The organism is Paenibacillus sp. IHB B 3084, from assembly GCF_001447315.1.
GTDB lineage: Bacteria > Bacillota > Bacilli > Paenibacillales > Paenibacillaceae > Paenibacillus.
The window spans coordinates 4629618-4642749 of the sequence record NZ_CP013203.1; the positions used below are offsets into that span (position 1 = coordinate 4629618).

12 protein-coding genes are annotated in these 13132 nt (G+C 46.1%); 11 read left to right on the forward strand and 1 reads right to left on the reverse strand.

Annotated elements, in window-relative coordinates; all coding sequences use genetic code 11:
- Nucleotides 1–105: 105 nt before the first annotated feature.
- The 11 genes from ASL14_RS21720 (at nt 106) to ASL14_RS21770 (ending at nt 12475) form a co-directional block, all read left to right on the forward strand.
- Nucleotides 106–555, forward strand: a complete 450-nt coding sequence (locus ASL14_RS21720; RefSeq protein ID WP_134913418.1) for a hypothetical protein — start codon at nt 106–108, stop codon at nt 553–555.
- 759 nt (nt 556–1314) lie between these two features.
- Nucleotides 1315–2346, forward strand: a complete 1032-nt coding sequence (gene hrcA, locus ASL14_RS21725; protein ID WP_044645111.1) for a heat-inducible transcriptional repressor HrcA — start codon at nt 1315–1317, stop codon at nt 2344–2346.
- A 181-nt stretch (nt 2347–2527) separates the two neighbouring features.
- Nucleotides 2528–3100 (forward strand): nucleotide exchange factor GrpE, encoded by a 573-nt coding sequence (gene grpE, locus ASL14_RS21730; RefSeq protein WP_044645110.1) that lies wholly within the window; start codon nt 2528–2530, stop codon nt 3098–3100.
- 85 nt (nt 3101–3185) lie between these two features.
- Complete coding sequence (gene dnaK, locus ASL14_RS21735) at nt 3186–5030, forward strand: molecular chaperone DnaK (RefSeq protein ID WP_134913419.1); 1845 nt, start codon at nt 3186–3188, stop codon at nt 5028–5030.
- Nucleotides 5031–5281: 251 nt separating this feature from the next.
- Nucleotides 5282–6412, forward strand: coding sequence for a molecular chaperone DnaJ (gene dnaJ, locus ASL14_RS21740; RefSeq protein ID WP_014282519.1), 1131 nt, complete (start codon nt 5282–5284; stop codon nt 6410–6412).
- A 200-nt stretch (nt 6413–6612) separates the two neighbouring features.
- Complete coding sequence (dcuS, locus tag ASL14_RS21745) at nt 6613–8268, forward strand: DcuS/MalK family sensor histidine kinase (protein WP_144435700.1); 1656 nt, start codon at nt 6613–6615, stop codon at nt 8266–8268.
- The gene (dcuR, locus tag ASL14_RS21750) at nt 8261–8968 is read left to right on the forward strand and encodes a two-component system response regulator DcuR (RefSeq protein ID WP_134913420.1); all 708 of its coding nucleotides are present in this window, start codon (nt 8261–8263) and stop codon (nt 8966–8968) included. The genes dcuS and dcuR overlap by 8 nt, the downstream gene beginning before the upstream one ends.
- Nucleotides 8969–9089: 121 nt before the next feature.
- Complete coding sequence (locus tag ASL14_RS21755; RefSeq protein ID WP_134913421.1) at nt 9090–10436, forward strand: 2-hydroxycarboxylate transporter family protein; 1347 nt, start codon at nt 9090–9092, stop codon at nt 10434–10436.
- 77 nt (nt 10437–10513) lie between these two features.
- Nucleotides 10514–11719, forward strand: coding sequence for an NAD(P)-dependent malic enzyme (locus tag ASL14_RS21760; protein WP_134913422.1), 1206 nt, complete (start codon nt 10514–10516; stop codon nt 11717–11719).
- 171 nt (nt 11720–11890) lie between these two features.
- Entirely contained in the window at nt 11891–12265 is a 375-nt protein-coding gene (locus ASL14_RS21765) for a hypothetical protein (RefSeq protein ID WP_069012560.1), read from the forward strand.
- A 24-nt stretch (nt 12266–12289) separates the two neighbouring features.
- On the forward strand, nt 12290–12475 hold the full coding sequence (locus tag ASL14_RS21770; RefSeq protein ID WP_134913423.1) for a YfhD family protein: 186 nt from the start codon (nt 12290–12292) through the stop codon (nt 12473–12475).
- Between the two features lie 85 nt (nt 12476–12560).
- Here ASL14_RS21770 and ASL14_RS21775 read toward each other — a convergent pair whose 3' ends face one another.
- Nucleotides 12561–12980, reverse strand: coding sequence for a hypothetical protein (locus tag ASL14_RS21775; RefSeq protein WP_134913424.1), 420 nt, complete (start codon nt 12978–12980; stop codon nt 12561–12563).
- Nucleotides 12981–13132: the final 152 nt, after the last annotated feature.

The following is a 13132-nucleotide window of genomic DNA, read 5'->3' on the forward strand; positions in this document are numbered from 1 at the left end:
CACGGATAGTGATTCAGCGATTCGTCTCAGTACAGGTGCAATCGTTGAAGTCAAAAAGGTAAGGTTTATTTTTGTAGCTAATTTTAAGTGAAGGGCCTAACATCAATGGAAAGAATGAAATTACAAAAAGACTGGCTTGATTATGTTAACAGACTACAGGAAAGAGAGCGGCAAAAAATTATTTCAAGTGGTATTACTAATTGGACTTTGCTTTTGGCAGTTATGGGCCTTGCTTATTGGATATATCCAGATATCGCAGCTATTCAAAAAAATTGGAAGACTGTTTTAATTGGGTATGTACTATTCGGTAATACAGCAATTACGCTTTTCGACTTTTTTAACAGTTATTATAGGCAAGGAAAAATAAAGAAGTATGGTTCCCCAACCAGTTCAATTGATATAAAAGGATTAAAAATTTTGTGGAGATATCAGCTAATTATGCTTATATCATTTTTAGATCAAATGCATATTTTCTATTTCACTCGAAAAATTTTTTGTTTATTCTATATTGTATACGGTATTTATTTGAAACAGTACCTACTTGCAAGCTTATAATTGATCCGCATAGGAAAGGGGAATTTGAAGAGCATTCATCTACCGATGTGAATTCTGAAAAAAGAATTGAAGCCCATAAGCTTCATGAAAAGCTCTTGATAATTATTATCAGGCTTTTATTTAGTGATTTGCTTAAACTCATAATGACTTTATTGCTAACAAGTTATATTTGTACAAATTACAATTTTAATAATATATTGTGGAAACAAATTTTTGATGGTTTAGTTATGGTCATTATTGTAATACTACTTCAATTTTTGTTGACTATTTTTATGAAACGCATGAAAATTGCTTGGCTGGAGAATCTCGAAAGAGAAATTATTGTAAATAATTTAACGGAAGACCAAATAGTTAGTAAATTGAAATTGGGCTATTTCAACGCAAGTAATATTGATAATTACTTTTGAATTGATATATTTTAAAGCTTTATAAGTTGAATTCGAAAAATGAACATAAAACGGAGTAGGCGGAATGGTGCTGTACAAGCGAAGCGGTCGCTTTTGTCCCCGGATTTCTACCCTTATAAGCTTTATTCAAGAAATCCGGGGGCGGTGGCGATGGGAAGCACCATCCGACTGCGCAGTGGCACAATAAGAAACTTTAAAATTCAGCTTATGTAATTGAAAATACTGATCTGACTTGACAATGATCCGGTCGGTTTGGTATTTTTGTATTATCGGTTAGCACTCATCGCGAACGAGTGCTAATGATCCCATTGAACAATCATGCTATTATGGATAAACAAAAGGGGGGATTCGCTTGTTAACCGAACGTCAGAGACTCATTTTGAATGCGATTATTGATGACTACATTCGTTCGGCTGAGCCAGTGGGTTCCCGCAGCATATCCAAAAGGCAGGATGTCGGATTCAGCCCCGCCACGATCCGTAACGAAATGTCGGATTTGGAGGAACAGGGCTATCTGGAGCAACCCCATACTTCTGCGGGACGCATCCCGTCTCATAAAGGCTACCGCTATTATGTGGATCATTTGGTACCACTGGATACGCTGAAGCCTATGGAAACGCGGGAACTAAAAGCCTTTTACGCCGAAAAGCTGAATGCAATGGAACAAGTAATCCAGCATGCATCTGGTATTTTGTCCCATATGACCAATTATACTTCCATCCTGCTTGGGCCGGAGGTTTTTCATACTTCATTGCGTCATTTTCAGCTATTGCCGCTCAACGAAACGACGGCTGTAGCGATTATCGTGACCAATACCGGTCAAGTGGAAAACAAGACAGTGGATATTCCGCCGGGAATTTCGATTTCCGAGATGGAGAAGGTTGTGAATTTGCTGAACAGTAAACTGGTCGGCGTACCGATTTATCAGCTTAAATCACGTCTTTACACTGCGCTTGGTCAGGAGATGGAGAAGCATGTGTCTCATTTTGAGGACGCTATGAAGGTGCTGGATAAAGCACTGGATAATGAATCGGATCAGCGCTTGTATTTGAGCGGTGCGACGAACATGCTAAACCAGCCTGAATTTAAGGACGTTGAAAAGGTCAAACATATTCTCGATCTGCTGGAGGAAACACCGACGCTGCTCAAGCTGATGACGCCTGTCGCCGGGGCACCTGAAATTCAAGTCCGTATCGGCACAGAAAATGATCATGAAGCATTTGCCAATTGCAGTCTGATTACCGCGACGTATGCGGTAGATGGCGAAGCGTTGGGCACAATAGGTATACTGGGTCCGACACGGATGGAATATGCGAGAGTTATTAATATTTTGGGTATCCTGTCTAAGGATTTGACCGCAATGCTTACGCAGCGGTTTAAATAGAATAAGACTGCGCATGTTGCGGTACTACATGTCCGCGCCGGGATACGGTATGTATCCTGCGCGGGTGCATTGCTGCGTGTTTTTGCAAAGTAACAGCAATTTGAAATGAAGTGCAGCAAACAAGTTTGAATGTACAAATATGAATGTAATGGTAGTTATGACTTGAAGGAGGTGAAACATTTTGAAGGAAGAACAAGCGTTCCAAGAAGAAAAACAACAAAATGTAAGCACAGAGGAAGCCACTGAGACGAACCAGCAGGAAGAGCCGGTGAACGAAGCGGCAGCACTGGAAGCCCAGGAGGGTGATACAGAGTTGGCTAAGCTTCGCGTGGAGGCAGAAGAGAATCAACAGCGGTTTTTACGTGCACAGGCAGATTTTGATAATTTTCGCCGTCGTACGCTAAAAGAGAAAGAGGACCTTGCCAAATATGCATCCATGAAACTGGTTACCGAATTGGTGCCTGTTCTGGATAACTTCGAGCGTGCGCTGGCAACAGCACCGCAAGGAGCGGAGGCTGAGTCATTCACCAAAGGTGTGGAGATGATCTTCCGTCAGTTTGAGAGCGTGCTTCAGGCTGAGGGAGTGACGGCCATGAATGCGGTGGGCCAACCGTTTAACCCTGATTTCCATCAGGCGATTATGCAGGTGGAAAGCGAAGAGCATGAGGAAGGCATCGTCGTTGAAGAGGTGCAAAAAGGATACATGCTGAAGGACAAGGTGCTTCGTCCGGCTATGGTAAAAGTGAGCATGTAGCTTTTTAATATACATTAGCAATAGATCGTTTGCTTTAACTATTTTGGCCTGAGGGCCTCGCATATACAGAAGGAGGAATTGTCTGATGAGTAAAGTAATCGGTATTGACTTAGGTACAACCAACTCTTGTGTGGCTGTTATGGAGGGCGGCGAAGCCGTTGTAATTCCAAATCCGGAAGGCGCGCGCACAACCCCTTCGGTTGTTGGTTTCAAAAAAGATGGAGAACGTACTGTAGGTGAAACAGCAAAACGCCAAGCAATCACGAACCCGGATCGTACAATTATGTCCATCAAGCGTCACATGGGTACAAATCATAAAGAAAGCATCGACGGCAAGGAATATTCTGCACAGGAAATTTCCGCTATGATTTTGCAAAAGCTGAAATCCGATGCTGAAGCTTACCTGGGCCAAACGGTAACTCAAGCCGTTATCACGGTTCCAGCTTACTTCAATGACAGCCAACGTCAAGCAACCAAGGATGCAGGTAAAATCGCGGGTCTGGAAGTGCTGCGTATCGTCAACGAGCCAACAGCAGCTGCACTGGCATACGGTATGGAAAAATCCGAAGACCAAACAATCCTTGTTTATGACCTGGGTGGCGGTACATTCGACGTATCCATTCTGGAACTGGGCGACGGTTTCTTCGAAGTTAAAGCGACAAGCGGCGACAACAAGCTGGGCGGCGATGACTTCGACCAAGTGATTATTGATTACCTTGTAACGGAGTTCAAAAAGGATCAAGGCATCGACCTGAGCAAAGATAAAGCAGCTGTACAACGTTTGAAAGATGCAGCGGAAAAAGCGAAAAAAGAGCTGTCCGGCGTACTGACAACGACGATTTCCCTGCCGTTCATTACGGTAGCTGACGGCGTTCCACAGCATTTGGAGTTGAACCTGACTCGTGCGAAATTTGAGGAATTGTCTGAAGGTCTGGTAGAACGTACTTTGGGACCTACTCGTCAAGCGATGAAAGATGCAGGCATGAGTGCCAGCGACATCGACAAAATCGTTCTGGTCGGCGGTTCCACGCGTATTCCGGCTGTACAGGAAGCGATTAAGAAACTGACAGGCAAAGAGCCTCATAAAGGTGTAAACCCTGATGAAGTGGTAGCTTTGGGTGCCGCAGTTCAAGCAGGCGTACTGACAGGTGATGTGAAAGACGTCGTTCTCCTCGACGTAACTCCACTGTCCCTCGGTATTGAAACCGCAGGTGGCGTATTCACTAAAATGATCGAGCGTAACACGACGATCCCTACGAGCAAATCTCAGGTGTTCTCGACGTATGCCGACAACCAGCCTAGCGTGGAAATCCACGTATTGCAAGGTGAACGTGAAATGGCAGCAGGCAACAAAACGCTGGGCCGTTTTCAACTGGGAGATATTCCTCCAGCACCACGTGGTGTACCGCAAATCGAAGTTACCTTTGATCTGGATGCCAACGGTATCGTGAACGTATCCGCTACAGATAAAGGTACAGGCAAGAGCCAAAAAATTACGATCACATCCTCCAGCGGCTTGAGCGACGAGGAAGTAGAACGTATGATGAAAGACGCTGAGTTGCATGCGGAAGAAGATAAAAAACGCAAAGATCTGGTAGAAGCGAAAAACTCTGCGGACCAACTGATTTACTCCGTAGACAAAACGATCAAGGATCTGGGCGAAAAAGCGGATGCAGGCGAAGTCGAAAAAGCGAATGCAGCTAAAGAAAATCTGCAAAAAACGCTGGAAACTGACAACCTGGAAGACATCAAAAAGGCTACTGAAGAGCTGACTGAGATCGTTCAGCAGTTGTCCGTGAAGCTGTATGAGCAAGCTGCTCAAGAAGCACAGGCTCAACAAGCTCAAGACGGCGCAGCAGACAGCAAAGGCCGCGATAATGTGGTTGACGCGGACTATGAAGTTGTTGACGAAGACAAGAAGAAAGACTAAGCTACGGATCGGGTAGTGGTAGTAGCATTACGGTACACCGGTGCGTTATAATATACTGAATGAAAAGAAGCAGCGTAGCTGCCTTGATAAATAACAATTAGCCTATGGGCAACAGTTATTTTCAGAATAAATAAGCATATTACGGGTTGTACTGCCTTGAAATGATGGGAAGGTCAAAGCCGGGTCATCCCGTGCCTTTGGCTTTCCTTTTATATGTAGTGCAGACACGTTGTAGGCATGGGGGTGGAACATTGGCTGATAAGCGCGATTATTATGAGGTGCTGGGCGTCGCGAAGGGCGCTTCGGATGAAGATGTTAAAAAGGCATACCGTAAGCTGGCGCGTCAGTATCATCCGGACGTGAACAAGGCTGCGGACGCGGAAACCAAATTTAAAGAAGTGAAAGAGGCCTATGACGTTCTCAGTGATGGTCAGAAGCGGGCAAGATACGATCAATACGGTCATGTAGACCCGAATCAGGGCATGGGAGGCGGCTTCGGCGGTGGAGCTGACTTTGGTGGCGGATTTGGCGATATTTTTGATATGTTTTTTGGCGGTGGCGGCAATGGTCGACGTGACCCGAATGCACCGCAGCGTGGTAATGATCTTCAATATACAATGACGATCGAATTCAAGGAAGCCGTATTCGGCAAGGAAACCGACATTAACATTGAGCGCACGGAAACGTGTGATACGTGTCATGGTACGGGAGCCAAAAAGGGTACTCAACCACAAACCTGTTCCGTCTGCCACGGTAGCGGACAAGAAGAAGTGGTGCAGAATACACCGTTTGGCCGGATGGTTAATCGTCGGGCCTGCTCCAACTGCGGCGGCTCCGGTAAAATCATCAAAGAAAAATGCACCACTTGTAGCGGTTCTGGTCGTGTGCGCAAGCAGCGTAAAATTCATATCCGCATTCCGGCGGGTGTGGATGACGGCGCGCAAATGCGTATCAATGGTGAAGGCGAAGGCGGTGTCAACGGTGGACCGGCAGGTGATCTGTATGTTGTTTTCCGTGTGAAGTCGCATGACTTCTTTGAGCGTGAGGGAGACGATATTTACTGTGAAATTCCGCTGACGTTTTCGCAGGCGGCATTGGGAGATGAAGTCGAAATTCCGACGCTGACCGAGAAAGTGAAGCTGAAAGTTCCAGCTGGTACACAAACAGGAACATACTTCCGTCTTAAAGGCAAGGGTGTACCAAAACTTCGTGGCGTAGGTCAGGGTGACCAGCACATTAAGGTGGTTGTGGTAACGCCTAGCAAGCTGAGTGAGGAACAGAAGGAATTGCTGCGTCAGTTCTCTTCGCTTAGCGGTGAGCAGACACATGAGAATGAGCAATCCTTTTTTGACCGTGTGAAGCGCGCCTTCCGAGGCGACTAAGCCAGGGTAGACTCGCGGAGCATCAACCATGAATCGGAGGGAACTGTTCCGCAATTGCGGAGTAGTTCCCTTTTTTATTATACGAAAGAGTGGAAGGAAGCTGTATAAGATTATAACTATGCAAATTCACGTAAACACATACATAACCATTTTTGTATAAGCATATGGACTATTTAGCTTTAAACATGATGCATGAAAGGGTGAGTTCTATCAAAAAGTCACAGCCTAAGCAGCGTCGAGGGAAACCGCTATTCAAGCTGAGAGGGCTGATTACGCTGCTGGTTTGTCTGGTTATGGCACTGGTGCTCCTGCCTGTAACTTTGTTATTTGCCGAGAGAGTTGAGCATGAAACCGAAATGGGACTGGAGGAAAAAGCGATGTCCATCGCACGTACACTTTCCCATACGCCGCTTATTATTGAGCATTTGCAGCAGTCTGATTCGTCTTCCTCCATGCAGAAGTATGTGCAGAAGGTTTCATCTGCTAATCATGTTCAGTTTATCGTAGTTATGGACATGAAGGGCATTCGCAAAACACACCCGGATCCCAGGATGATCGGCAAAGCCTTTGCTGGTGGAGATGAATACACTGCACTTCATGGTCATGAGAGTGTATCTGTTGCGAAGGGAACATTGGGCCTGTCCATGCGCGCTTTTTCTCCCGTATTCAGCTCGACGGGGAAGCAACTGGGAGCGATTGTCGTCGGTATATCCATGCAAGATGTACTGAGGGCTCAGGGAGGCAATTACCGCCTTATTGCTATCGCCATTGGCGTCGGAATGTTAATTGGTGCCGGAGGGGCTGTTGTGCTGGCCCGTAAAATCAAAAATATGCTGTTTGGCCTGGAGCCACCGGAAATCGCACGCTTGCTGGAGGAACGCAACGCTATGCTGCAGTCCATTAAGGAAGGCGTCATTGCGGTGGATGAATCCGGACGTGTTATGTTAATGAATGCGGAAGCGATTCGTCTGCTCAGGCAAGCGGGAATTGAGGATATCTCGTCTTCAGGGCAGGAGATTACCGCTTATTTGTCCGCTTTTCGATTACAAGAGGTTTTGGCGGCAGGCACTCCAAGAATGGATGAGGACATGGAGCTGGGGGGAATAACCTTGCTCACCACCAGTGTTCCGATACGGGTCAAAGGGGGAATTGTGGGAGCAATTGTAACTTTTCGGGATAAAACGGAGGTAAACCAGCTTGCCGAACGTTTGACAGGAGTCTCCCTGTATACGGAGGCGCTGCGTGCACAGGCTCACGAATTTATGAACAAGCTGCATGTCATTATGGGGATGGTACATTTACGAATGTACGATAAACTGGAGCATTACATCTTGGATGCCGTTGAGCATCATCAAGTGGAGATTGGCTCGATTACCCGGCAGATTAGGGACCCAGTGATGGCGGGCTTTGTTTTGGGGAAATTAAGCCGGGCCAGAGAGGTTGGTGTGAGCTTCGAATTGACTCCGGGCAGCTATTTGCCTGAAACCGGTCGAACTCAAACGATTCATGAACTGATAACCATACTGGGGAATCTGTTTGATAATGCCGTGGAAGCAATGGAATCTTTGGAGCACAAGCAGATTACCTTGACGCTTTATTATGAGGAAAATCAGAAGAACGGCTGTCTGGCATGTGTAATAAGTGATAACGGACCTGGTGTACCGGAACCTCTCGTAGAGGCGATATTTGAAAAGGGATTTTCGACCAAGGGAGAGTCGCGGGGAATGGGGCTTTATCTGGTAACGCAAAGTGTGAAAAGATTAAAAGGAACCATAAAGCTGATTCCGGCTGAGCAAGGGTGCTGTTTTCAGATTAAGATTCCATACACCATAATGGGGAATGATGAACATGATTAATGTCTTAATTGTAGAAGATGATCCGATGGTTGCCGAGTTTAACCGCAAATATACGGAGCAGGTAGAGGGCTTTCGATGTGGAGGCTGGGCTGCTTCCGTGGAAGATGCCAAGGAATTTCTGGAAGAACAAGCGATTGATCTGATTTTGCTGGATGTGTATATGCAGGAAAGCAATGGACTTGATTTGCTGGCTTTTATTCGTGAGACAGGAGTGAATGTGGATGTCATCGTGATTTCGGCTGCAAGCGATATGAACAGTATCAAAAAAGCGATGAATTTCGGCGCGGTGGATTATTTGATTAAGCCGTTTCACTTTAACCGTTTTCTGGAGGCGCTCACGGGTTATCGGGAGCATGTCAGTATCGTGCGTGAGCGCAGCTTGCTTTCGCAGGAGGAGTTGGATCGGCTGCTTTATCATAAAAGCTCGACCAAAGAGCTGGCCCGGCTACCCAAAGGAGTAACCAAATCCACGCTGGCCATGATATGGAACTGTATTCGGCAGCATGAAGCAATGTTATTTTCCACCGAGGATATTGCGGAGAGTGCAGGGATATCCAGAGTATCTATGCGCAAGTATCTTGCTTTTTTGACGGAAATTGAGGCACTTGCCATGGAAACCATATACGGCACCATTGGACGACCTGTTTATCAGTATCGAATTTTACCGCAGGCGGAGGAAATTATGAGCGGTTATATTTAAGCCCTCTTTTTGATTACTTTAATTACAAAAGTGAATGATTAGTTTAAAAACCAAATAAAGCGTTTTCCGAAGTGTAGAATGGAAGCATGGTCATCATTCTTCACTACAAGGAGGGAGCTTTATGGAAAATGCTACAAACCAGCCGGTCATTCAAAAGTGGCAAAAATGGCGTAAAAATCCTGCAGACGGTATCAGGATGCTGGGCAGGATAAAAGTGGGGGTTATTCCGCTTCCGCTTTACGTCGTGATTGCGTTGATTGTATACGCAGCTGCGATTACACAGAGACTTCCGAACGATCTGCTGGGCGGATTTGCTGTCATTATGATTTTAGGCATATTGCTCAGTGATCTGGGGGCGAAACTTCCGCTGCTCAAGCATATTGGCGGTCCGGCCATTCTGTCACTCATGGTTCCATCCTTGATGGTATTTTGGAACATGTTTCCTCCATCTGCGATGGGTGCTGTACACACGCTGATGAAAACCTCGAATTTTCTTTATTTTTATATCGCTTGTCTGGTCACCGGAAGTATTCTGGGTATGGATCGGAAGATGCTGATGAACGGAATTGTCAAAATTTTTGCCCCCATTATAATAGGCTCTATTGCAGCGGTAGCAGTAGGTATGGTGGTGGGTATGGCTTTTGGCTACAGCGCCTATCATACGTTTTTTTACATCATTATTCCGATTATCTCTGGCGGAATTGGAGAAGGGATTCTACCATTGTCCATTTCATATGGATTGGTGCTGGGCAAGGATTCAGCGGTATTCGTATCCCAGTTTATCCCGGCTGCCATCATTGGAAATATTGTTGCCATCATAGGCGCGGGTATTTTGAAAAAAATGGCGGAGAAAAATCCTCATACTTCGGGTAACGGGAAGTTGTTGAAACTTGATAAAAAAGGGGAAAAGTTATCTTCGGTGAGTCTGGAACAACCTGTCTCGTTTCCATTGATGGGTGGGGGGCTGCTGCTAGCCTGTACTTTCTTTATTGTAGGTAAACTGCTGGAGCCGTATCTTCATATTCCTGGCCCGATTCTGATGATTCTGGCTGCGGCCTTAATGAAGTGTATTCAAGCGATGCCGGCCCAGATAGAGCAGGGAGCTTTTCATTTGTACAAATGTATTGCGGCAAGCTTGACATGGCCGTTGATGGTGGGATTGGGTATTTTGTATGTGCCTTTGGATAGTGTGATTGGAATTCTTACGATTCCTTATGCCATAACCTGCGCATCCGTTGTGGTTGCATTGATTGTTGCTGGATACTTCACAGGAAAATGGATTCACATGTACCCGGTGGAAGCTGCGTTGGTGACCAGTTGTCGTGGCGGATTGGGCGGTACGGGGGATGTAGCGATCCTGTCTGCATCGAATCGTATGGAGCTAATGCCTTTTGCGCAAATAGCAACACGCATTGGCGGGGCAGCCACAGTCATTTTAGCAACCTTGTTACTTAATTTATGGAGCTGATGAGTCTATACAAAAGCCTGATATCTATAACAAATGTACAGAAAAAAATATACAGACATGAAAGGATGGAGAGAAGCATGAGTAGCTTAACAGAAGAGATCAGACAATTACATGAGGGCGGTAAAATGGAGACCCAACCGAAGCAGCTGATTGCAAGCATGGAGGAGCTATCCAAGATATATACACCCGGTGTAGCTGAAATCTGTATGGAAATTGCGAATGATCCAGCCAAAGCGTATCAATTAACGATTAAAAAAAATACAGTGGCGGTCGTATCGGACGGAACAGCGGTGCTAGGATTGGGAGATATAGGACCGGAGGCCGCCATGCCTGTGATGGAGGGTAAGGCGGTACTGTTCAAACAATTTGCAGATGTAGACGCATTTCCAATCTGTCTCAATACGAAGGATCCTGATGAGATTGTTCAAATTGTCAAAATGATCGCTCCGACTTTTGGCGGTATTAATCTGGAGGACATTTCTTCACCACGCTGCTTTGAGATCGAGAGACGACTGAAAGAGGAGCTGGACATTCCGGTATTTCATGATGATCAGCATGGTACGGCAGTCGTCGTGTTAGCGGGGTTGGTCAATGCACTGAAGGTATGCGGCAAAAAAATGGAGGATGTCAAAGTGGTATTTGCAGGCATCGGAGCGGCCGGTATGGCCTGCTCCCGTATGCTACTCAAGGCGGGTGTGCGTAATCTGATTGGCGTTGATCGTCAGGGAGCCATTCATCGTGGCGTGGAATACAGCAACCCGCATTGGACGGAGTACGCGAACATGACCAATCCTCATAATCTGAGTGGTAGTTTATCCGAGGTGATTGTGGGAGCAGATGTGTTCATCGGTGTGTCAGGCCCGGATTTACTGAGTGTGGAGGATATTCAGAGTATGGCCGTTGATCCTATTGTCTTCGCCATGGCGAACCCGAAACCGGAGATTGATCCAGCTTTAGCAGCGCCTTATGTACGCGTTCTGGCTACAGGCCGCTCTGATTTTCCTAATCAGATTAATAATGTGCTGTGCTTCCCGGGAATTTTCCGGGGCGCACTGGATTGCCATGCTACGACGATTAATGAGGAAATGAAGCTGGCTGCCGGACTTGCCATTGCCGATGCGATCAGTCCTGAAGAGCTAAGTGAAACTTATATCATACCCAATGTGTTTAATCCGCAGGTAGTCTCTAAGGTCCGGGATGCTGTCGTTCGCGCTGCATGGGAGACGGGGGTAGCCAAGGCAGGTAAAGCTCCTGTCGCCGTTCTGCACCCGCAAAAGTTATAGTCTTCACAAACTACTTCCAACCGTTTCAGCCTACTAAACTCGGTGCTGTCTGTTCCGTTCCGCTTTCGTGGGGAATATAAATCCGTGCCAATGAGCAGGATATAGCAAAGCGCAACTGTCTATGTTCTTGAACAGGAGTTGCGCTAAATACCACACAGGGAGTTTTTGGGGATGGGTGAAAAAAATATTTTGGCGTATTTCAAAAGCCCCGAGGAAGCGCAAGGAGCGGCTAGAAAACTGGAAGCTCTCCGGGCAGCGGATGTGTCGATAGACCGATTTAGCCGATATCCGCGACAGTCCACGGGCAACGCTGGATTACCTGTATTTTCGGGACAGATTAGCAGCTTGTCCTCACTAACACAGGGAGTGGACTTTACGGATGCAACCCCGGCGATACTGGCTGCGGCCGATCCGTCTGCCAGCGGAATGAGCGATGGAGGACAGGGTGGACCGACAGGCCGCGATATTTTGTTGACCGCTGTGGTGGATGAATCTATTCATCACCAGGCGATGTCCATCGTGGAACAGGCGGGTGGAATGCTGTAAAAAGTTTGGAAGGAGCTGTAACCGATGTCCAAAAACAAACGGTTTGATAAAGTGTTGACCAAAACCGAGAAAATCAAGCGTGCGCAATCTGCCAAAAATGAGGATGTTGAGTTCTCGGCAGAGCAGGCAGATGCTCAGGATTTGGAAGCGATCCGGCGCAGTGAAGTAGCTGATCGTCGTCAGCAGCGCATCATAAACGACAGCGAGTAGATCCAACAAGACGGGTTATCCCCTATCATTAAAGATGATTTGTGGGATAGCCCGTCTTATTTATGTTCTTTCCTCTTTCTATTAATTATCCGCTATATGCTGTTGCGCTAAAAACAAGGGGACCGGAGACGAAAGCAGTAGTCGCAGGCGTTTGATTTTCAATAATCAGTTGATAGTTTTGCACGCCCAGAGGCGCAACATCTACCGTTTCGACATTAAGAATAATGTTGTTGTCAAAGATATTGGACTCCAGTCCGTAATATATTTCTTGCCCAGCTCTCCATATCCGTACAAGTACTCTAATGTTGCCCGCACCAACAAAACGCAAGCCTATGGATGCCTTTAATTCTACCCGGTTGTTAACAGCTCCAGGAATAGCCGGATCGATAAATACGGAAGCAGTGGCAATCCCTAGTCCGGCTGGAGAAATAGGAACCGGAAGACTAATCCCATTGGTAATAGGTGTGATGACAGTAGCATTATAATCCAAAACGGTTTTGGCCATTATAAGTCACTCCTTCTTTGAATATACTATATTGTATGTACTAGAGTTAAGGGTGCTTGGATTAAAAGAGTGGACAACATGAACAAGTTCTACAAAACATTTTGCACTCCGATGATACTAGCTTTTTTGAACTCCTATGCTTGTATATAGTA